Here is a 21,403-nt window from a genome sequence, read left to right on the forward strand (position 1 = left end):
CACGAATGGCTGAAGCATTGCTCCAGGTCGAGGACCTGAAAAAGTATTTTCCCATCCGCCGCGGCGTCTTCCAGCGCACCGTCGGCCACGTGCGCGCGGTGGACGGCATTTCCTTCACCGTTCAAAAGGGTGAAACCCTGGGCGTGGTGGGCGAGTCGGGGTGCGGCAAGTCGACCATGGGCCGCAGCATCCTGCGCCTGATTGAACCCACCAGCGGCGTCGTCAACTTTGAAGGCCGCAACATCGTCCGTTTGAGAAAAGGGCAGATGCAGGCCATGCGGCGGCAGATGCAACTGGTGTTCCAGGACCCGTACGCGTCGCTTAACCCGCGTTTTAGCATCGCGCAGACGCTGATGGAGCCGATGATCATCCATAACCTGTACGGATCGCGCGAAGAGCGGTTGGACCGGGTGCGGCGCCTGCTCGAACGCGTGGGCCTGGACGCCGACTACGCCCGGCGCTACCCGCACGAGTTTTCCGGCGGCCAGCGCCAGCGCATCGGCATCGCCCGCGCGCTCGCCGTGGACCCGAAGCTCATCATCCTGGACGAGCCGGTCGCCGCGCTCGACGTTTCCGTCCAGTCGCAGGTGCTCAACCTGCTTGAAGACCTGCAGGAGGAGCTGGGCCTGACCTACATCTTCATCGCTCACGACCTGTCAGTCGTCCGTCACATCAGCGACCGCATCCTGGTGCTGTATCTGGGCCGGATGATGGAGCTGGTGGAAGCCGAAGAACTGTTTGCAGATCCGCTCCACCCTTACACGCAGGCGCTGCTCTCCGCTGTCCCGGTGCCTGATCCGGACGCCAAGCGGGAGCGCATCATCCTTCAGGGGGACTTGCCGAGTCCCGCCAACCCTCCCAGCGGCTGTCCGTTCCACACGCGCTGCCCGGTCGCCAAGCCTGTGTGCCGCGAGCGTGCGCCGCAGTGGAAGGAAATCAAGCCGAAGCACTACGTCGCCTGTCACGCTTACGCGTGATGCAGGTGGAGAGGAGAGACATGGATGGCTGCCATGCAGTTTGAAACGCCGCCGGCACCCGCGGCGGCGGCGCCACCGGCGAAGCCTTTTACAAAAAAATTCTGGAAGAGCGTGCGCGACTTCCCTATGCTCTATCTGGGCGCCCTCATCATCGTCCTGTTGATTCTCGCGGCCGTGCTGGCGCCGGTCATCTCGCCGCACAATCCGACTACGCAGTTTTCTGACGGCCTCACCGAGAGCGGCATACCGGTAGGCCCCAGCGCCAAGTTTCCGCTCGGCGCGGACAACCTGGGGCGGGACATTCTCTCCCGCGTCCTGTACGGCGCCCAGGTGTCGTTGCTGGTCGGCGTCATTTCAACCGTCATCAACCTGGTTCTGGGCGTCCTGGTAGGCACCGTGGCCGGCTACTTCGGGGGATGGGTGGACAACGTCCTGATGCGCGTCACCGACATCATCCTCGCTTTCCCGCTGCTGCTGTTCGCGATGGCGCTGGTGGCGGTGTTGGGGCCCAGCCTCTGGAACGTGCTGTTTGCCATCGGCGTGCTCGGGTGGGGCACCATGGCGCGCGTCGTGCGCGGTCAGGTGCTGGCCGTCAAAGAGTTTGAGTACGTGCAGGCGGAGCGGGCGCTCGGCGCCTCCAACACGCGCATCATGTTCAGGGTGATTCTGCCCAACATCATCGGCCCGGTCATCGTCCTTTCGACACTCAACGTCGGCCAGAACATCCTCGTCGAGGCGGGGCTCAGCTTCCTCGGCATCGGCATCCAACCGCCGACTCCGAGTTGGGGCAACATGATTGAGGCCGGCATGCAGACCTACCAGGTCGCGCCGTGGACCCTGTGGTTCCCCGGATTGGCCCTGGTCATCGCCGTCCTCGGATTCAACCTGCTCGGCGACGGTTTGCGCGACATACTCGATCCGCGCAACACCCAACATTAAACGATTGGAGGTGCAGACGTGTACGCATACATCCTTCGCCGGCTGTTCTCCGCGGTCATCGTGCTGTTTGGGATTTCTGTTGTGACCTTCCTCTTGATCTACGCGATTCCAGCCGATCCCGCCCGCATGATTGCGGGTCCCAAGGCGCCGGAGTCGGTCGTGCTGACAATCCGCCACCAACTGGGGCTCGACCAGCCGTTGCCGTTGCAATATATCCACTACGTCTGGCGGCTGCTGCACGGGGACCTGGGCACGTCGTACACTTACAACCTGCCGGTGGCGACGATGATTGTGCAGCGGCTGTGGCCGACCGCCGAACTCGCCCTCGGCTGCTGGCTGGCCGAACTCATCATCGGCATCCCGCTCGGTATCTACACCGCCCGCCACGCCCGCCGGCTGGGCGACTACATCGTCAGCGCCCTGGCGTTGATTGGAATTTCGCTGCCGCTGTTCTGGCTCGGTCTGCTGCTTCTCTATTGGCTGGCGTACCAGGTGCCGATTTTCCCGCTCGGCGGGTTTGGCGGCCTGAGGTATCTCATCCTGCCGTCGCTGACCTACGGCATCACCGGCGCTGCCTACTACACGCGCCTGCTCAAGTCGTCGATGCTTGAGGTCATGCAGCAGGATTACGTGCGCACCGCCCGAGCCAAGGGCGCAGGGGAGAGCAGGGTGACCTTCCGGCACGTGGTCCGCAACGCCCTGATTCCGGTAGTCACGTTTGCCGGCATCGATTTCAGCTATCTGTTGACGGGCGTTGTGCTGGTCGAGGCGACGTTCAACTGGAACGGTTTTGGTTCGTTGGCCTACACTGCGATTCAGAACCTGGACGTGCCGGTGATCATGGGCACCGTCTTGCTCGTCGCCGTGGCCGTGGTGCTGTTCAACCTGATTGTGGACATCCTATACAGCGTCATCGACCCGCGCATCCGCTACAGCTGAACGGGTGTCCGCAGCACCTGGACCTGCTTGGCCCGAGAGGGGGGATGCAGGCACCGCGGCGAAGGCGGTGCAATGCCGATGCGTCGTTTGCGCCCGGACAATTCTACCTTCGCTCGCGGCTCCGAGAGCCGCTTCGGGACGCAGAACTTGGTATAAAGGGGGACATGAGTGTGAGCGTATTTTGGAAGAAGGGAGCCGCAGTGGCGGCCTCCGTCGGCACCCTGGCGCTGGTCCTGGCGGGGTGCGGCGCAAGTTCCAGCGGGAACAGCAGCCAGGGCTCCAACGGGAGCGGGCAAGGCCAAGGAGGGGCATCGCAGCAGAAACCGGTGGAGGGCGGCAGTGTCACGCTTGACATGATTCAAAACATCCGCGACCTCGACCCGGCTTTTGCCTATGACACACAGTCGAATGAAGTCGTGACCCAGTTGTACGACCAGCTGGTGACCTGGAAAGGGGACACTACGAAACTCGTTCCCATGGCCGCGGAGAAGTATGACATCTCCAAGGATGGCCTGACCTACACATTCCACTTGCGCAAGAACATGAAGTTCTGGAATGGCGATCCGGTCACCGCCCAGTCCTTCATCGACGAGTTCTACCGTGTGCTCTCGCCGAAGATGGGATCGAACGGACAGGGTTTCTATGAAATTATCCAAGGGGCCGACCAGTACGCGGCCGGCAAGACGGACAAGATCTCCGGTCTGTCGGCGCCGAACCCCTATACCTTGGTCATCAAGCTGTCCAAGCCGGAAGCCTTCTTCCTGCAGACGCTGGCGATGCCGTTTGCCTCGGCGGTGGACAAGAAGTTCATCGAGAGCGTCGGCAACCACCAGGTGTACAAGAAGAACCCGACCTTCGACTCGACGCAGGCAATGGGCAGCGGTCCGTTCGAGCTGCAGACCATCAACTCCAACCAAATCGTGCTGAAGAAGAACCCGAACTACTGGCGGACGGACAGCTACGGGCAGAAGCTGCCGTACCTGAGCAAAATCACGTTTAACATCAACAACAACGACCAGGTGGACGCGCTGCACTTCCAGCAGGGGCAGACCGCTTGGATTGGCTGGAACTTTGGCGGTGATGGAATCCCCAGTTCAGCCTATCCACAGTTTATGAGCAACCCCAACCTGAAAAAACTCACCGTAAGCGCGGTACAAAACTCGGTTCAATACGTCGGCTTGAACACGAAGCTGGGGCCGACCAAGAACAAGCTGGTGCGCCAGGCGATAGAGTACGCGATTGACAAGCAGGCTATCATCAAGCTGAACAACGGCCGCGGCAAGGTGGCGAATCAGCCGCTGCCGCCGGGCGTCGTGGGCTATGACAACAACCTGTCACCGAAGGCCCAATACACCTATGACCCGAACAAGGCGAAGCAGCTGCTCAAGCAGGCCGGTTACCCGCACGGGCTGACGATTGACATGTACTCGGAGAACTCGCCGGACCAGGTGAAGTTTGACCAGGCCGTCCAGGGCCAGTTGGCCAAGGTGGGCATCAAAGTTAAGCTGCACACCAGCAGCTGGGGCACCTTCCTGAACGTCGCGGAGGCGGGCAAGGCGCCAATGTTCTGGCTGGCGTGGATTCAGGACTTCCCGGACGCGTCCGACTTCCTGAACACCCTGTTCAATTCCAACCAGGCGCCAGTCAATAACAGCACAAACTACAGCAACCCGCAGGTGGACAAGTGGCTGAATCAGGCGCAATACTCCAATGACCAGAACGAGCGCAACCAACTGTACGCCAAGGTGACCGACCAGGTGATGGAGGACGCCGCCTGGGTGCCGATTTACTATGACGTGTTCACAGCGGCTGTGCAGCCGTGGGTGCATGGGTTCTACATTCCGAAGGCGACCACAGATCCTTTGGAGTGGATCTGGATTGACAAGAGCCATCAGAAGGGCTGATTCTGAGTATCGTCCGATGAAGCATTCGAGGAAACCGTGACATATAAAGGACAACGGGGCCGACGGCAACTGCCGTCGGCCCCGTTCCGGTTCCTTTGACGAGCAACCGCTTTTCGCGTGTGGCGCCCGAAACTCCCTGACCTGCGAGAGGTTGCAACGCATGCGCGCCGGGGACCGGGGCTGTGATATGATACAACTTGTATCGTCCACAACACCCCGGAAAGGGTGAGAACCGTGTCAGACCAGGAGCGAATGCCCCCAGAGGCGGGGGATGAGACCGCGTATCTGGAGTACGAGCTGTCGGACGGGCGGCGGGTGATGTTGGCGTTTCCCAACATCAACGACCGGGACGGTTGCCATATCTCGCTGGACATGTACAAAGTGCAATTGGGCCCGATCACGGATGAGGTGCTGCAGCGCATCCTCGGGAAGTTTCACGGCCGCATGCTCAACGCATGACCGCGTTGCCGCTCCATGCATCAATCGGTGCGGACCGGCTGTGGCTCGGCAGCAGCGTCAGCCAAGCAGTCGCGCGACGGTGGAGCCCCTTTGACGGAATCGACAGACTTATGCTACTTTCAGTGTGGAAAATCTGTGCGGTGACGTCGTGATGCGACAGGAGGGAGCGCGTGCATGGATAATGGAACCTACCTGCACCCATGGCTCATTGCGATTTTTTTGTGCCTGTTCGCTTTGCTGTCGCTCCTCGGCATGATTCGTCTGCTCCGGGAGCGCCGCTTCTTCGGCACGTTTCTGCTCATGCTTTCCACTATCATCTTCGGCTACAGCACGTGGATAGCCGCCACCCTCAAGGTCTGATTCCACCCACGCGGGGTCAGAAGGGGCCCGGTTGGGCCCCTTCTCACGATTTCATGGTCCGGTATCGAAAAAACGCCTGGTTGAGCATACGGACGGCTTTCACGTCGCGATTCTTGAACGCTCTACGCAATTGGCTGCACAGCCATTCGGGCACCGCCTTCACCCCCGGTCGACGCGCCGTCATGGAGCCTTTTTGTATCCTATGCGCCACCAGACCTGGGCGGTGCCTGGGCGAGCCGGGGCTGCTCGTTTCAGCCCAGCGGGCTTTGTGACAGGAGCCGCTCCAGCCGGCTCTGAATCTGGCGCACCGGGATGTTGGCGTACGCCAACAGATGCGCCGCGTACTCGTCGGGACGGTATTCCGTCTCATAGAACACGCGCGCAATCCCGGCCTGGATGATGCTCTTGGTGCAGGACAGGCACGGCCGATGGGTCACGTACAAATCGGCCCCCGCACACTCGATGCCAAACCGTGCGCACTGCAAAATCGCGTTCTGCTCAGCGTGGATGGCCCGCACGCAGTGCCCGTCCACCACTTTGCAGCCGACGTCGGTGCAATGCACATCGCCGCTGATGGAGCCGTTGTATCCACTCGCGATGATGCGTTTGTCCCGGACAATGACGCATCCCACGGCCAGCCGCGGGCACGTCGAGCGCATCGCCATCACGCGGCTCTGCGACATAAAAAACTCGTCCCAGGATAAACGTGTCGATTGCAAGCTCGACTGGGTCATCAAAATTCCTCCCTGCTTCGATCCGTCCGACTCTGTGCTAAGGTCCCGCTGTCTGCGCGGGCGGCCGGCCGCGCCCGGTGCTGCACCCATTGTAGCGAAAACTTCCCTCTCCTGCCCTGTTTCGGCCTCTTCCCGGGCGCAGGCGTCCACAGCGAGGCCGGCCGGTGCGGCTTTTCATACCTGGTGTCGAAACCGAAGAAAAGTGTCGCAATTTTTTATGAACTACCCCCGCTGCTTTGACAAATTGCTCGCTTGCGCGTCCGTATAATGACCCTACCAACCGAATGCGCGGTGGGGGCGCCACCGGGTTCCCCGCCACACGGAGGAGGAGTACGGAATGTCGCACCAGTCTGTCAGTGCAACAGGAAGGCCGGCAGCCAGGCCGGCCAAGGATGGATGGCGGGCACTATCCCTGCGGTTGGCGGAAGCCACCCTTCTCACTGGCCTGGCCTTGTTGCTGGGGCGGGCGTCCATCGGCCACGCCGTGTATCCGTTCGGACTGGCGCTTTACGTCGTCGCCAGCGAGGTCCTGGGCACCCGGCGCAGCCTCCCGGCCTACGCCGCGATAGCGGGAGCCTATCTGGGCGCAGGCCTCAACAACGCCCTGCTCGTATTCCTCACCTACCTCGTCTACCGTCTCCTGCGCAAGGCTCTGTACGCCCGTCGCCAGCCCGACCTGCATTGGCTCCCGTTTATCGCCGGCTTCGTCGACACCGCCGTGCGCCTGGCCGCCACCGGCGGCGTCTGGAACCGGTACGACGTGTTCCTCGCCTTCGCCGAAGGGGCGCTGGTGGTCATCCTCTCCCTCATCTTTCTCCAGTCGCTGCCTGTCCTCTGGTCCCACGCGGGCTCGGGCAGCCACAAACTGCGCCAGGACCAAGTGGTCAGCCTGGCGATACTGGTCGGTTCTGTCATCACCGGCATGAGCGGCATCAGCCTGGGCGGCATCAGCCTGGTCAGCGTCGCCGTCGATTGGGTGGTGCTCACCCTCGCCGGGGCCGGCGGCATTGGGCTCGGTCCCGCCACAGCGGTGGTGGTCGGCGTGCTCGCCATGCTGGATCACGCCCAGACCCTGGCCCAGGTCGCGGTCCTCGCCTTTGCCGGACTCCTGGCCGGCACCTTGAGGAGCACCGGTCGCATCTGGGGCGCCGTCGCTTTTGTCGGCAGCGTCAGCCTGCTCAGCCTCACCTTCGCGGACCGGCCGTCCGCGTTCCTGGCCACTGTGGCGGCCGCCGGCGTGGCCGCTGTGCTGTACCTGCTCTCGCCCGCCAGCCTGCGCGGGCGGATTGCCAGCTACGTGCCGGGCACGACCGAGCACCAAAGGTCGGAGCAGGCCCATGTCCGCCGCGTGCGCGCGCTGCTGTCAGAAAAGATGAACACCGTGGGCCAGGTGTTTGACGAGCTTTCCGTCACCTTCGCCGATCCGGGCGGCGGCGAATACGTCTCGGCCCGCCAGTTGCTCGACGAAGCGGTCGGTCGGGCGGCCAAGTCGGTGTGCAGCGGCTGCCCGCGCCGCGCCAAGTGTTGGGAGCAGGAGGGGTATCAGACCTACCAGGCGATTGTCCGCACGGTCGCCAAGCTTGAAGCGGCCCGCGGGCCCGGCACCATCCCCCCGGAAGAGCTGCGCCAACGCTGCATCCGCCTCGACTCGATGATGGGGGTGCTGCGCTACAACGTGGAGCTGATTGACCGCGACGCCAAGTGGCTGGCCAAGCTGCACGAGCAGTCGCGCCTGGTCTCCGCCCAGATGGCCGGGGTGGCCGCCGTCGTACGCCAGGTGGCGGATCGGATGGAGACCGAGAACGAGGCGTCATTGGGAGGCGAGGAGCGCATCATGGCGGCGCTTGAGCAGCTGGGTCTGTACGTGAATCACGTGCACATCGTCAGCCTGGAATCGGGCAAGGTGGAAATCGAGGTCACGCAGCCCTCCCAGGGCGCCTATGAAAACTCGGTGCGCATGATTGCGCCGCTGTTATCGGGCATTCTGGGCGAACACATCTCCGTGAGTGAGGTGAGATCAGATGGACCTGGCCCGTGCACGGCCGTGTTCACCTCCGCGCGCATGTACAACGTCCGCACCGCGGTCGCCGCCGCCGCCCGCGACGGCCGGCTTGTCTCGGGAGACACCTACAGCGCGCTGGACCTGGGCAACGGCCGCTTCGCCATAGTGGTCAGCGACGGCATGGGCAACGGCGAGCGGGCGCGGCGGGAATCCCGCGATGCCACCGAGCTGCTGAAAAAACTGCTGAAGGCCGGGTTCGACGAGCAAATGGCCATCAAGACGGTCAACTCGACCTTGCTCTTGCGGTCGCGCGAGGAGATGTTCACGACGCTCGATATGGCCTTGATAGACCTCTACTCGGCGCACGCCGAGTTCTTGAAGATTGGCTCCGCGCCCAGCTTCCTGCGCCGGGGCGGCGAGGTGCGGACCCTCACCGCGGCCAACGTGCCGATAGGCATTCTGCAGGATATCGACGTGCAGACCGTCGATGAACAGCTGTCCCCCGGGGACATCCTGGTCTTCGTCTCCGACGGCGTCTATGACGCCGCGCAGAATCTCTACGATAAGGAGGACTGGTTGAAAAGGCAGATTGAGCACCTGCAAACGGACGATCCGCAAGCCATCGCGGACACTCTGCTGGAGGCGGCTGTACGCATCAACCACGGGCAGATCCTCGACGACATGACGGTCCTGGTGGCCGTGTTGGAGCCGCACGAGCCGGAATGGGCGACGATTCCGGCCCAGGGGGTGGTGGGCCTGGGCGAACTGCGCCGGCGCGGGGCCTAGCCAAGATTCGCCGCGGGCACCGGATTGCGGTTGCAGGGTCCGCCGCGGGCATGGAATGACTCTCGCCAAGTTCGTCCATACTGCTAGAGTCAGCATGCACGAAAAGGTATGGGGGTGCGAGAGTTGGCAGAGACGCAAGCGACGCTCAAACAGATCCTGGTCATCACCGACGGCTGTTCCAACGTCGGCGAAGACCCGGTGGCCGCGGCGGAACGGGCGCGCCGGCAGGGGATTGCCATCAACGTCATCGGTGTCGTGGATAAAGGGGACATGGGCCGTCAGGGGCGTGAGGAGGCGATGTCTATCGCCGACGCCGGTGGCGGCCTGTGCCGCATTGTCGAGCCGCAGGAGCTGTCGGCCACGGCGCAGATGCTCACCCACCAGACGGTGCAGATGACGCTGCAGCAGGTGGTCAACCAGGAGCTGATGCAGGCGCTCGGCAAGACGGTGGAGGATTTGCCGCCGAGCGAGCGGGTCAAGGTGGCGCGCGTGATGGAGACCATGGAGGAGGAATCCTGCCTGGTGCTGGTCGTCGCGGTGGACACCAGCGCGAGCATGCGCGAGAAGATGCCGACCGTCCAGGAGGCCATACGGGACCTCAGTCTGTCCCTGCAGGCGCGCACAGGGCCGTCCCAGGTGGCGGTGACCATGTTCCCCGGGTCGGCCACCGAGATGGTGCGCACGGTGCAGCCGTTTGCGAACGGGGTGGACACGGACAAACTGGAGACGATGCTGGTGGCGCGCGGGGGTACCCCGACCGGGCCGGCCATCGCCTACGCCACGGACCTCCTGGCCTCGTGGCGAGGGGGCGGCAGAGAACCGGGGGACAGCGCCTGGCCGGGAGAACCGGCGGCCGGAGCGTGACGCGGATTGACACTGAGTCCGGGCACGGCGGTTGTCGGCAGGTGGACGCGGCGCCGGATTGCCGTCGAGAGGGTGCTCGGAGAGGGCGCCAACGGACGCGTCTACCTGGTGCGCACTGAGGGTAGGGGGCAGGCCGCGATGAAGGTCTGCCCTTCCTCGCAAGACACCGCGCTGGAGTGGGCGGTTTTGGAACAGATGCGCGGAGGCGCTTTCCCGCGCGGGTTTTTTATTGATGACGCCGCGGGTGTGCCTGCGTGCTTCTTCTATGTGATGGAGTGGGTTCCCGGCCAACCTCTCAGTCGCTGCGCCAGCCGACTCGGCGGAAGCGACTGGGACGAGCTGGTGCTGCAGCTGCTGCGCGGGTTGGCCGGTCTGCACCAAGGCGGGCATGCGTATTGCGACGTCAAGCCGCAAAACATCCTGATTGACCGCAAATTGTCCCTGACCGCGCGTTTTGTCGATGTAGGCGGCGTCACACCCTTTGGCCGATCCGTCCGGCAATTCACGCCCACCTATGACCGCGCCTTCTGGGGGTTTGGCGACCGTCGAGCCGATGCCCGGTATGATTTGTTCGCGCTGGCGTTGCTGGTCTGGTTTGCCTGGACGGGCGGTCCTCCGGCGAATATTCAGGCCCATCCGCCGGCCGCCCGCCGCCGGTACCTGGAGAAGGAGCTGGCGCAAATGCAGCGCTCGGCCAAAGGTCGGGTGCTGGCGGAGGCTGTGCGCGGGGGATGGACGAGCGCCCGCGGCTTCGCGAACGCATGGCAGGCGGCTCAACCGGGGAGCGTCCGCCAAGGTGGGACGCCCACGAGACCGGCGGCCAGGCGCTTGGACTGGAGCGAGCGGGTGATGTGGGGGTCCATCACACTGGCCGTCGCGGTGACCGCGGCGGCTTGGGTCTCCTACCTTCCATGGGCGTGACCCATCCGGGCTTTGGTCTGCCGCACCGGCTCTGGTATGATATGCAGCAAGAAAGGCGGGCAGGAGGCGTCATCACGCATGGGCAGCAACTATCGGGAACGGCTGCAGCGGGAGTTGGCCGGCTGGCTCGAGGATGGACAAGGGCCGGTGGTGGCAGCCGTCTCGGGCGGGGTCGATTCGATGGTGCTGCTTGACGGGCTGCGCCGGGCGGCCGCCAAGGTGGGCCGGCCGGTGATGGCGGTGCACGTCCATCACGGGCTGCGAGCTGCGGCCGATGCGGACCTGGAGCTGGTGCAACGCACGTGCGCCGACTGGGGCGTGGCGTGCCGGGTGCGCCGCGTGCAGGTCGGACAGACCCCGAAGGGGGAGAATCGAGGCGTGGAGGCCAACGCCCGCCGCCTGCGCTACCAGGCTCTGGCCGCCGTGGCCCGGGAGGCCGGAGCGGGCCAGGTGTTTCTCGCTCATCACGCGGATGACCAGTTGGAGACCATCCTTTGGCGCCTGTTGCGCGGGACGTCGCTCACCGGCATCGGCGGCATGAGGGCGCGCAGCGTGCGCGAGGGGATGGAATGGCTTCGGCCTCTCCTGAAGTTTGAGAAGGCCTGGCTATACGCATACGCGGCGGTGGAGAAGGTGCCCTTTCGGGAGGACGAGAGCAATCAAGCGACCGACTACACGCGCAACTACCTGCGCCACCAGGTGCTGCCCCGTCTGCGCGACTTGGAGCCGAAGGCGGCGCAGATGGCCGTCCGTTTTTCCGAGGTGGTGCAAGAAGAGGACGCGTGGCTGGAGGAGCAGGCGTGGGCCGGCTTGCGCCAGTGCGTCCAGATGGAGCCGGGCCAGGCGGTCGTCGACCTGCCCCGATTTTTAGCCCTGGCTCGTCCTTTACAGCGTCGGATCGTTAAAATACTATTGTATTGTTTGGCATCTGGTGACTGGACGTTGAGCCATATCGCGGCGGTGCTGAGCCTGGCTGAGTCCGCTCGGCCGTCCGGCTGCGCCACCCTGGGCATGGGGTTGTCCGCTTGGCGGGAATACGACCGGCTGTATGTCGGCTTGGTGACCCAGGGACACGGCGACAGGGACCTGACGGAGCAGCCGGCCGCGCAAACCTGGCGGCTGTTTGACGGGGCGCGCTGGGAGCATCGCGGGGCCGGCTGCGCGTGGCGGTTTGTCTGCCGCGCCTGGACACCCGCACTCGGGCTGAAGACGTCGAGCGCTTGGGAAACCCGCCTGCCTCCGTTGGCCCGGGTGACCGTGCGGACGGCTCGCGCGGGGGACAGGGCGCGCTTGTTGGGCCGCTCGGGCAGCCGCAAACTGCAGGATGTGTTTGTGGACAGCAAGGTGCCGCGCCGACTGCGCGGCGTATGGCCGGTGGTGTGCGTGGAGGACGAGATCGTCTGGGTGCCCGGGTTGATGCGGGCGGGATGCAGCCTGCTTGAGCCGGGCCAGGCGGCGGGTTGGGCCGTCACCTGCGTGGGGCCCAATCCCGCCTGCCTCCGTGGGCGCCCGGCCGCGTCGGACCGTCCGTTGACCGGAAAGTGAACGTCACAGGGAGGACAACATGCATCCAGATTTGGAAACCGTTTTATTCACGGAACAGCAGATTGCGGACAAGGTGGCCGAGATGGGCCGCCAGCTCAGTGTGGACTATAAGGATAAAAACCCGCTGATGATCTGTGTGCTCAAAGGCGCGGTGCTGTTCATGTCGGATCTGGTCAAGCGGGTGGAAGTTCCGTTGGAGATGGACTTCATGGCCATTTCCAGCTACGGCGCCTCCTCCAAATCTTCAGGTGTGGTGCGGATTTTGAAGGACCTGGAGCGGTCCATCGAGGACCGGCATGTGGTGATTGTCGAGGACATCGTGGACACCGGCTTGACCCTCAAATACCTGCGCGAACACCTGTTGCACCGCCGCGCCGCGTCCGTGAAGGTGGCGGCGCTGTTTGACAAGCCGGAGGGGCGGGCGGTCGATATTGCCCCGGACTACTGCGGTTTTACCGTGCCCAACCAGTTCATTGTCGGATATGGGCTGGATTATGCGGAACGGTACCGCAATTTGCCGTATGTGGGTGTGCTCAAGCCCGAGGTGTATCAGAAATAGCCGGGTGCCCGAGGTAGTGGGGTTTGCGCTCGCGGGCACAGACTGTCACACTCCTTTCATTGTATGCCTGGTTGATGCCTGGGCGGACGCTGTTCCTGTGATTTTGCGTATGATACAATAGTTCCGCCAGACCGGGAGGAGGCAAGGCATGAACAGGTTTTACCGAAATATTGTCTTTTACGTATTAATCCTGTTGCTCGTCGTGGCGGTCGTCAACTGGCTGACGAGTTCCGGTCACACCCGCTCGGATCTTTCATATAGCCAGTTCGTCACGGAGGTCAGGCAGGGGGATGTGAAACGAGATCCAGGCGTCTTGATCACGCCGGAGGGCCTGACGGCCAGCATCGACGGCGAACTAACGGATGGCAAAAAGTTTTCTACGCGAGTCCTCCTCAACCATGACGTGACTCAGTTTCTTGAGGACAACAAGGTTCAGATGACGGTGGCCCCGCAACCGCGCGGCTCGATTTGGATGCAAGTCCTCGAATCGGTCCTGCCGTTCATCTTCCTGTTCATCCTTATGTTCATCCTGTTCAACCAGGCTCAGGGCGGCGGCAGCCGGGTGATGAACTTCGGTAAGAGCCGGGCCCGTCTCTATACAGAAGAAAAGCGCAAGGTGACGTTCCGCGACGTCGCAGGTGCCGATGAAGAAAAGGCGGAACTGGTGGAAATTGTGGAGTTCCTGCGCGACCCCAAGCGGTTCTCAGCGCTGGGCGCCCGCATCCCCAAAGGCGTCTTGCTGGTCGGACCTCCCGGTACCGGCAAGACGCTGTTGGCGCGCGCTGTGGCGGGGGAGGCGGGGGTCCCGTTTTTCAGCATCAGCGGTTCTGACTTCGTCGAGATGTTTGTCGGCGTCGGCGCTTCTCGCGTTCGCGACCTGTTCGAGCAGGCGAAGAAAAACGCTCCGTGCATCATCTTCATCGACGAGATTGACGCCGTCGGGCGCCACCGCGGCGCAGGCTTGGGTGGTGGACACGATGAACGGGAGCAGACGCTCAACCAGCTGTTGGTGGAAATGGACGGGTTTTCGTCGAACGAGGGCATCATCATCATCGCCGCCACCAACCGCCCGGACATCCTAGATCCGGCCCTGCTCCGCCCCGGCCGGTTTGACCGCCAGATCATTGTCAACCGTCCGGACGTGAAGGGCCGTGAAGACATCCTGCGCGTGCACGCGCGCAACAAGCCGCTCAGCTCGGAGGTCAAGCTGGATGTGATAGCCAAGCGGACGCCCGGTTTCACCGGTGCCGATTTGGAGAACGTGCTCAACGAGGCGGCGTTGCTGGCGGCCCGCAAGCGGGAGTCGCAAATCACGCAGGACGATGTGGACGAGGCTATCGACCGCGTCATGGCGGGGCCGGAGAAGCGCAGCCGGGTGATGACCGAGCACGAGCGGAAGCTGGTCGCCTACCACGAATCGGGCCACGCTGTCATCGGCTATTTTGTGCAGAACGCGGAGACGGTGCACAAGGTCACCATCATCCCGCGCGGCATGGCCGGCGGTTACACCGTGACGCTGCCCAAGGAAGACCGCTACTTCATGACACGGCAAGAAATGCTTGATCGCATCTGCGGTCTGCTCGGCGGGCGGGTGGCAGAGGAGATTGTGTTTGGCGAAATCAGCACCGGCGCGTCCAATGACCTCGAACGGGTGACCGAGATCGCCCGCCAGATGGTCACCCAGTACGGCATGAGCGACCGGCTCGGGTTGATGCAATACGGAAGCCGCCAAGGGCAGGTGTTCCTCGGCAAGGACCTCTCGACCGAGCAAAACTACAGCGACCAGGTCGCCTACGAGATCGACCAGGAGATGAAATCGATTGTCGAGTCCTGTCACGAACGCACGCGGGACATCCTGACGCAGCGGCGGGATCGGCTGGAAGCGCTGGCCCAGCTTTTGCTGGAGAAAGAGACGGTGGATGAACAAGAGATCCGTGACCTGATGGAGGGAGGCCCCAGCGGCCCGCATGCTGACGCGGCCGGCCAAGCCCAACAACCCGAGGCGCACGACGACAGCGGCCGCGATTGATGTTGCCTTGTCGTTTCGTGGCTTACCGTTCACGCTAGCGGAGTGGTCGGCCACGGTCCGCGCGGTAACTTGGCTGGCGGATATGGTGAAGGAATGAGCCGGATAGCGAGCCCTCGGGTGCAGACTCGGGGGCTCGTTTGCACGGTGGCAAGGTAGCCTGTGCAGCCGGGGGCAAGCATTGCACGCGCAGAGAGGGGAGACAACGAGATTGCGCTGGGTGGCGGTGAAGGATCTGAGGGAAGACTGCGTCCTGGCGCAGGATGTTCTAGACGAGCGAGGGCGGGTACTGCTGGCCCGCGGCGTACGGCTCAGCGAAGGTTTGGTCCAGCGGCTGGTACGCATGGGTGTGCCGGCGGTGTGCATTGAGGATGAGCGGTTTGACGATGTGGACGTCGATGAGGCGGTCGATGCGGCCACGCGAGGGCGTTTGATTGGTGCGACCCACGCCGCGCTGATGGAGCTGGCCGGGGCGTCCGCCTCGCGGCGGGCGGGGGCGTCGGCGGTCCGGGGCCGCCTGCGGCCGCTGGTCGATGAGGTGGTCGATTGTCTGGAGAGCGCGGAACACGCGGGGCGACACCTGTCCAGCGTGTACCTGACCGACGGGGAACTGTTTCACCACTCCGTGAATGTCACCCTGTTTGCGCTGGCGGTGGGGCTGCGCTTGGGCTTGCGACGCGATGAATTGGTGGCGCTGGGCATCGGGACCTTGCTGCATGACGTGGGCAAGCTGCGCATTCCGGCGCGCATCCTGAAAAAGCCGGGCCGGCTGACCCGCGACGAGTTTGAAGTGGTCAAGCTGCACACCAGTTACGGCTACGAACTGTTGGGGCAGCAGTCGGACCTGCTGGAGACCAGCCGGCTGATTGCATTGGAGCATCACGAACGGGTGGACGGATCGGGCTACCCGCGAGGGTTGAAGGAAGATGAGATCCACCTGTTTGGCCGCATCGTCGCTGTGGCGGACGTTTACGAGGCGCTGACCGCCCACCGTGTCTATCGGCGCGGTTATCTGCCGCACAAAGCGTACGAGATGATTCTTGGGGGCGGCGGTACGCAGTTCGACGGACAGGTGGTGGAAGCGTTTGTCGAGACCGTCGCCGTCTATCGGGTGGGGGCGAGTGTGCGTTTGTCGAGCGGGGAGTGGGCCGTGGTGGTAAAAAGCCCGCCCCGGCGCACGCAGCGGCCGGTGGTACGGGTGTTTGCGGACGCCAGTGGCCAACCCGTGCCGGAACCTTACGAATTGGACCTGATGGAGCACCCGACCATAGCGATTGTAGAATGCGCGACTTGACGTTCTGCGCATGGCGCAGAGCGAAAGGGCAAATGGGGTGGAACGGATGAGCGAGCTGCGAGACACCGCCGTGCGCGGTTTGGCCCGCGACGGGCGGGTGCGGCTCTTGGCCTGCGTGACGACCAAGCTGGTGAATGAACTGCAACGGCGCCATGGGACTTGGCCGGTGGCCACCGCCGCCTTGGGGCGCACCGCTTCTGTCGCCGCGATGATGGCCACAGACCTAAAGGGGGAAGAGCGGCTGGCCGTGCAGGTTAGAGGAGACGGGCCGCTCGGCGCAATCGTCGTCGATGCGGACTCCGCCGGGCACGTGCGTGGTTACGTGCAGCATCCGCAGGTGCACTTGCCGGCCAATGCTCTCGGCAAGCTGGACGTCGGCGGCGCGGTCGGCCGCGGCATGCTGTATGTCCTGCGCGACATGGGCCTGCGGGAAGTGTACCGGGGCGGTGTGGAGTTGAGGAGCGGGGAGATTGGCGACGATTTCGCCTATTATTTTGCCGCTTCCGAGCAGACGCCATCGTCTGTGGGAGCCGGTGTGTTGGTGGATACGGACAACACGGTCATCTGCGCGGGTGGGTTCATTGTCCAATTGCTGCCCGGGCATACGGATGAGGACATCGACTGGTTGGAATCCCGCGTGCGTTCCCTGGCCGGTGTGACGGATCTCTTGCGGGAGGGCGCCAGCGCCCGCGATTTGGGGGAAATCGTGCTGCCGGGGACCGAGGTGTTGGACGAGCGTCCGCTTAGTTTTCGCTGCACCTGCTCGCGCCAGCGCCTGCGCGGCATTCTGAAGAGCATGGGCCCGAAGGAGCTGCGGGACATGATAGACAGCCAGGGCGGGGCGGAGGTGGTCTGCCACTTTTGCGCGCAGGTATACCGCTTCACCGCCGACGAGTTGGCGGCTATGGCAGAGGAAGTGGAATCGGGGCAGGATGCCCTGCACCGGGAAGGCATTCTGTCCGACGATGGGAGGGATGAGCCATGACGGTCAGATTGGAAACGGCCGCTGCGGGGTCCACGGTGGCGGAACGGCCGCGGGTGCAGGTGATGGGCATTGTCAATGTGACCCCCGATTCGTTTTCCGACGGCGGCCGCTACTATGAGGTGAAGCAGGCCCTGCAGCATGCTTACCGGCTGCTGGAGGCGGGGGCGGACATCCTCGATATTGGCGGCGAGAGCACGCGCCCCGGGCACACGCCGGTGGACGCGGACGAGGAATGGCGCCGGATTGAGCCGGTGCTGCGAGAGTTGGCCCAGCACACCGATGCGACTCTGTCGGTGGATACCTACAAGAGCGTGACCGCCCAACGCGCATTGGACGCGGGCGTACATATCATCAACGATGTGTGGGGCGGCCTGGCGGACGAGGGCATGCTGCGCACGGTGGCGGCGGCCGGGTGCACGTACATCTGGATGCACAATCGCCAGGAGCCGGCAGCGGCCGATCCGTTCGCGACTCTGCTCACGGATACGCAGCGCGGGGTGGAGCGCTGCCTGGAGGCGGGCATCCGCCCGGAGAAGCTGTGGCTGGACCCTGGCATCGGCTTTGGTAAGACGTATGAACATAACCTCTCGGTGCTCAGGCGCCTGCCTGAGTACTGCCGGCTTGGCTACCCGGTGCTGCTGGGAACCAGCCGCAAGCGGTTCATCGGCAGAACCTTGGACAAGGATGTCGACAGCCGGCTCGTGGGTTCGCTGGCGACGGTCTCCTGGGGCGTGATGGCTGGAGTGCGGGCGGTGCGGGTGCACGACGTGGCCGAGACGGTGGAGACCTGCCGCATGCTCGAGGCCATCCTGGCAGCGGGGTGAGGCCATGGAGCTGGTCAAGGCTTACATCGGGATGGGGTCCAACCTCGGCGACCGCGCGGGAACGCTTCTGCGGGCGACAGAGAGGCTGCAAAGGTTGGCCAGCGGCCCCATGCGGGTGTCCGGAGTATACGAGACCAAACCTGTCGGCTACGTGGACCAACCGGACTTTCTCAATCTGGTTGTCGAGCTGCCCGTGGCCCTGCCGCCGCTCGAACTTCTGACGCGACTGCAACGGATAGAGGCCGATTTTGGCCGTGTGCGGGACATTCGCTTTGGTCCACGCACGTTGGATCTAGATATTCTGCTCTACGGGGACGCGTACGTCTGCTTTTCCATGCTGCAGGTGCCGCACCCGCGCCTGTGGGAGCGGGCGTTCGCGCTGGTCCCGTTGGCTGAGCTGGTGCCTTCGCGTCGGGCCTTAGGGGGCGGGACCATCGGCCGTCGAGCAGAGAATTTGCGACGAGAGGGGGGCGTGCGGCGTGTCGGAGACCTTCGCCAGGCGGCTGCGCGCGTATCGCAAGCTGAAACGCCTCACCCAGGTTGAACTCGCGCGGAGGGCAGGGGTCAGCCTGGCTGTCGTCGGAGGTTTGGAGCGGGGGACACGTTCGCCCACGCCAGAAGTCGTCCATCGCATCTGCCGCGTCCTCGAAGTGGACGACCAGGAGTTGTGGTCCCGCGCGCTGTGCTGACAGAAAAATAACAAATATGGACATGAATGCGTTCCCCAGGTTCGTTGACTTTCCTTCCGTGGCTCTCTATAATTTCGCCTAGACGCAATCTGGAAACGCGGTGAAACACTGCGATGCGGCGCCGAGGCGGCTGGCAGCACGCCAGTCTGTGCGGACGGCGGACGCATCGTCAGTGTTTTCTACCATCTTGCTGGGTAATACTGTCGCTGCTGACGGGCATAGAGATGGATAGCGAGTAAGCCGGAGGTTTGAACAATGGCGGATTTTAAAGGAGAGACAAGTATGGCAGAAAAGGAAGTTCTGCTGACTCCCGAAGGGCTGCAGAAATTGGAGGAAGAACTGGAGCACCTGAAGACGGTCAAGCGTCGCGAGGTGGCCGAGCGGATCAAATTAGCCATCAGTTATGGAGATATTAGCGAAAATTCCGAGTATGAGGACGCCAAGAATGAACAGGCGTTCGTGGAGGGACGCATCCTCACCCTGGAGAAGATGCTGCGCAACGCCCGCGTGATTCAGAACAACGAGGTCGACACCGACATTGTCAGCATTGGATCAACCGTGAAGCTGAAGGACCTCGAATTCGACGAAGAGGTGGAATACACGATTGTCGGTTCCGCCGAGGCAGATCCCGCGCGCAACAAGATCTCCAATGAATCGCCGGTGGGCAAGGCGTTGCTGGGGAAGGCGGTTGGATCGGTCGTGGATGTGGCCGTCCCGTCTGGGACCATCCAGTTTCGCATCCTTGAGATCAAGCGCTGAGTGGTCTTTCGCGCTGCTTCGACTGTTTGTCCATGCGCGTCGCAGGGCTTGTATGTATAATGAACAGGACTGGACAATGGGAGGCGAGACCAGGCGCAGCGTCTGGTGCTCGCCTGTATTCGTGAGGTGAATCATGGAAGAACGCGATTTGTACCAGGCGCGCATTCACAAACTGGAGGAGCTGCGTAAGCGAGGGGTAGAACCGTTCGGTGCGCGCTACGAGGTGACGCACCACGCGCAGGACATTCTGGCCTGGGCTGGCGACAAGTCGAAAGAGGAACTGGAGACGGCTGGCCTGCGGGTCTCCATCGCCGGACGGATGCTCGTCCGGCGCGGCCACGGCAAGGCCAGCTTCGCGGTGCTGCAGGACCGGACGGGAACGATTCAAATCTACGCCAAGATTGACGTTCTCGGCGAAGACGGCTACGAGATCTTCCGCCTGCTCGACCTGGGCGACTTCATCGGCGTCGAGGGGCCTGTGTTCCGCACCAACCGCGGCGAGGTGACGGTGCTGGCGGAGCGGCTGACGGTGCTCGCCAAGGCGCTGCGGCCGTTGCCGGAAAAGTGGCATGGTCTCAAGGATGTGGAGACCCGTTATCGGCAGCGCTACCTGGATCTGGTGGTCAACCCGGAGACACGGGAGACGTTCATCGCGCGCACGCGCATCATCCAGGCCATCCGTCGCTACCTGGACGAGCAGGGGTTTCTTGAGGTCGAGACGCCCACCTTGCACAGCATTGCCAGCGGAGCGCACGCGCGCCCGTTTCTCACGCACCACAACGCGCTCGACATGACGCTGCACCTGCGGATTGCGCTGGAGTTGCATCTGAAGCGCCTGATTGTCGGCGGGTTGGAACGCGTGTACGAAATCGGACGCGTGTACCGCAACGAAGGCGTTTCGACGCGCCACAATCCCGAGTTTACGATGCTGGAACTGTATCAGGCGTACGCCGACTTCCACGACATGATGGATCTTACGGAAAACATGATCCGGCAGGCGGCGCTGGCGGTCCATGGACAGCTGACGATTCCCTACGGTGAGCACGAGATTGACCTGAACGGTCCGTGGCGGCGCGAGCACATGGTGGACCTCATCCGTGAACAGACCGGGGTGGATTTTTGGCCTGTGCGCACGACCGAGGAGGCGCGCGCCCTGGCTGAATCGCACGGCGTGGCCGTGCGGCCGGAAATGGAATACGGCCACATTGTCAACGAGTTCTTCGAGCAGAAGGTGGAACACACCCTGATTCAGCCGACTTTCGTCTACGGGCACCCGGTGGAGATCTCTCCGCTGGCCAAAAAGAACGCCTCCGATCCGCGCTTTACGGACCGCTTCGAGCTGTTTGTGGTCGGGCGCGAGCACGCCAACGCTTTCAGCGAGCTCAACGATCCGCTCGACCAACGGGAGCGCTTCCTGCAGCAAGCGAAGGAGCGCGCGGCGGGGAACGATGAGGCCCTGCAGCTGGACGAGGACTTTCTTTTGGCGATGGAACACGGAATGCCGCCCACTGGCGGGCTTGGCGTCGGTGTGGACAGGCTGGTGATGCTGTTGACCAATCAGCCTTCGATTCGTGACGTCCTGTTGTTCCCGTTGCAGCGGGAGCGGGCGGCGACGACGGAGGCGGACGCGAGCCATGGCGAGCATTCCGCCACTGGTGCCCACGCCGCGCCGCAGGACAATTGAGCTGCCAGGTGCCTTCATGGACGGGGCGTGCGCGGTCAAGCGCGCGGGGACACGCGGGCCCGCGCGCTTTGGTTCACAGCCCAGGTTACGTTGCTTGCGGACGCCGGGCCATCATACAGAAATTTACATGCATGATCCCGCTTGCACTCGGAG

The 21,403-nt window shown here is 63.4% G+C and carries 20 protein-coding genes and 1 pseudogene; 19 read left to right on the top strand and 2 right to left on the bottom strand.

What is annotated here, in order from left to right; all coding sequences use genetic code 11:
- The first annotated feature begins 5 nt into the window (after positions 1–5).
- The 6 genes from AK2_RS09070 (at position 6) to AK2_RS09095 (ending at position 5,578) form a co-directional block, all read left to right on the top strand.
- Positions 6–977: an ABC transporter ATP-binding protein gene (locus AK2_RS09070; RefSeq protein WP_067926428.1), complete on the top strand. Its 972-nt coding sequence runs from the start codon at positions 6–8 to the stop codon at positions 975–977.
- Positions 978–1,001: 24 nt separating this feature from the next.
- The gene (locus AK2_RS09075; RefSeq protein ID WP_083521019.1) at positions 1,002–1,916 is read left to right on the top strand and encodes an ABC transporter permease; all 915 of its coding nucleotides are present in this window, start codon (positions 1,002–1,004) and stop codon (positions 1,914–1,916) included.
- A gap of 18 nt (positions 1,917–1,934) precedes the next feature.
- Positions 1,935–2,855, top strand: a complete 921-nt coding sequence (locus AK2_RS09080) for an ABC transporter permease (RefSeq protein ID WP_067926429.1) — start codon at positions 1,935–1,937, stop codon at positions 2,853–2,855.
- A gap of 170 nt (positions 2,856–3,025) precedes the next feature.
- A complete protein-coding gene (locus AK2_RS09085; RefSeq protein ID WP_067933510.1) occupies positions 3,026–4,759 on the top strand; it encodes an ABC transporter substrate-binding protein in 1,734 nt (577 codons plus the stop codon).
- Positions 4,760–4,993: 234 nt separating this feature from the next.
- On the top strand, positions 4,994–5,218 hold the full coding sequence (locus AK2_RS09090) for a hypothetical protein (protein WP_245632840.1): 225 nt from the start codon (positions 4,994–4,996) through the stop codon (positions 5,216–5,218).
- Between the two features lie 174 nt (positions 5,219–5,392).
- Entirely contained in the window at positions 5,393–5,578 is a 186-nt protein-coding gene (locus AK2_RS09095) for a DUF2759 family protein (protein ID WP_067926435.1), read from the top strand.
- 43 nt (positions 5,579–5,621) lie between these two features.
- On the opposite strand, the gene cmpA is transcribed toward AK2_RS09095, so the two are convergent.
- Together cmpA and AK2_RS09100 are read right to left on the bottom strand one after the other, a co-directional pair.
- The gene (gene cmpA / locus AK2_RS16870) at positions 5,622–5,762 is read right to left on the bottom strand and encodes a cortex morphogenetic protein CmpA (protein WP_369406132.1); all 141 of its coding nucleotides are present in this window, start codon (positions 5,760–5,762) and stop codon (positions 5,622–5,624) included.
- Positions 5,763–5,829: 67 nt separating this feature from the next.
- Positions 5,830–6,312: a ComE operon protein 2 gene (locus tag AK2_RS09100; protein WP_067933511.1), complete on the bottom strand. Its 483-nt coding sequence runs from the start codon at positions 6,310–6,312 to the stop codon at positions 5,830–5,832.
- A 337-nt stretch (positions 6,313–6,649) separates the two neighbouring features.
- Between AK2_RS09100 and spoIIE the strand changes: the two genes are divergently transcribed.
- The 13 genes and pseudogenes from spoIIE to lysS all read left to right on the top strand — a co-directional run.
- Positions 6,650–9,100, top strand: coding sequence for a stage II sporulation protein E (spoIIE, locus tag AK2_RS09105; RefSeq protein ID WP_083521021.1), 2,451 nt, complete (start codon positions 6,650–6,652; stop codon positions 9,098–9,100).
- Between the two features lie 123 nt (positions 9,101–9,223).
- Positions 9,224–9,964 carry a VWA domain-containing protein gene (locus tag AK2_RS09110; protein WP_245632841.1) on the top strand — a complete coding sequence of 247 codons (741 nt, stop codon included), beginning with the start codon at positions 9,224–9,226 and terminating at the stop codon, positions 9,962–9,964.
- A 6-nt stretch (positions 9,965–9,970) separates the two neighbouring features.
- On the top strand, positions 9,971–10,885 hold the full coding sequence (locus AK2_RS09115) for a protein kinase domain-containing protein (protein WP_067933513.1): 915 nt from the start codon (positions 9,971–9,973) through the stop codon (positions 10,883–10,885).
- Between the two features lie 78 nt (positions 10,886–10,963).
- The gene (gene tilS / locus AK2_RS09120) at positions 10,964–12,430 is read left to right on the top strand and encodes a tRNA lysidine(34) synthetase TilS (RefSeq protein ID WP_067933514.1); all 1,467 of its coding nucleotides are present in this window, start codon (positions 10,964–10,966) and stop codon (positions 12,428–12,430) included.
- A gap of 19 nt (positions 12,431–12,449) precedes the next feature.
- The gene (gene hpt, locus AK2_RS09125; RefSeq protein ID WP_067933515.1) at positions 12,450–12,989 is read left to right on the top strand and encodes a hypoxanthine phosphoribosyltransferase; all 540 of its coding nucleotides are present in this window, start codon (positions 12,450–12,452) and stop codon (positions 12,987–12,989) included.
- 148 nt (positions 12,990–13,137) lie between these two features.
- Positions 13,138–15,018, top strand: coding sequence for an ATP-dependent zinc metalloprotease FtsH (gene ftsH / locus AK2_RS09130; RefSeq protein WP_083521023.1), 1,881 nt, complete (start codon positions 13,138–13,140; stop codon positions 15,016–15,018).
- A gap of 217 nt (positions 15,019–15,235) precedes the next feature.
- Positions 15,236–16,309: an HD-GYP domain-containing protein gene (locus tag AK2_RS09135; protein WP_245632844.1), complete on the top strand. Its 1,074-nt coding sequence runs from the start codon at positions 15,236–15,238 to the stop codon at positions 16,307–16,309.
- 46 nt (positions 16,310–16,355) lie between these two features.
- The gene (gene hslO / locus AK2_RS09140) at positions 16,356–17,294 is read left to right on the top strand and encodes an Hsp33 family molecular chaperone HslO (protein ID WP_067933517.1); all 939 of its coding nucleotides are present in this window, start codon (positions 16,356–16,358) and stop codon (positions 17,292–17,294) included.
- Positions 17,291–18,118, top strand: coding sequence for a dihydropteroate synthase (gene folP, locus AK2_RS09145; protein ID WP_067933518.1), 828 nt, complete (start codon positions 17,291–17,293; stop codon positions 18,116–18,118). The genes hslO and folP overlap by 4 nt, the downstream gene beginning before the upstream one ends.
- Positions 18,119–18,122: 4 nt before the next feature.
- Positions 18,123–18,662, top strand: coding sequence for a 2-amino-4-hydroxy-6-hydroxymethyldihydropteridine diphosphokinase (gene folK, locus AK2_RS09150; RefSeq protein WP_067933519.1), 540 nt, complete (start codon positions 18,123–18,125; stop codon positions 18,660–18,662).
- Positions 18,598–18,807, top strand: coding sequence for a helix-turn-helix transcriptional regulator (locus AK2_RS16460; protein ID WP_083521024.1), 210 nt, complete (start codon positions 18,598–18,600; stop codon positions 18,805–18,807). The genes folK and AK2_RS16460 overlap by 65 nt, the downstream gene beginning before the upstream one ends.
- Before the next feature lie 282 nt (positions 18,808–19,089).
- Complete coding sequence (greA, locus tag AK2_RS09155; RefSeq protein WP_026962288.1) at positions 19,090–19,566, top strand: transcription elongation factor GreA; 477 nt, start codon at positions 19,090–19,092, stop codon at positions 19,564–19,566.
- Positions 19,567–19,699: 133 nt separating this feature from the next.
- A pseudogene (gene lysS, locus AK2_RS09160) lies at positions 19,700–21,172 on the top strand (lysine--tRNA ligase); the annotation flags it as partial.
- Positions 21,173–21,403 lie beyond the last annotated feature (231 nt).

The organism is Alicyclobacillus kakegawensis NBRC 103104, from assembly GCF_001552655.1.
Classification (GTDB): domain Bacteria; phylum Bacillota; class Bacilli; order Alicyclobacillales; family Alicyclobacillaceae; genus Alicyclobacillus_G; species Alicyclobacillus_G kakegawensis.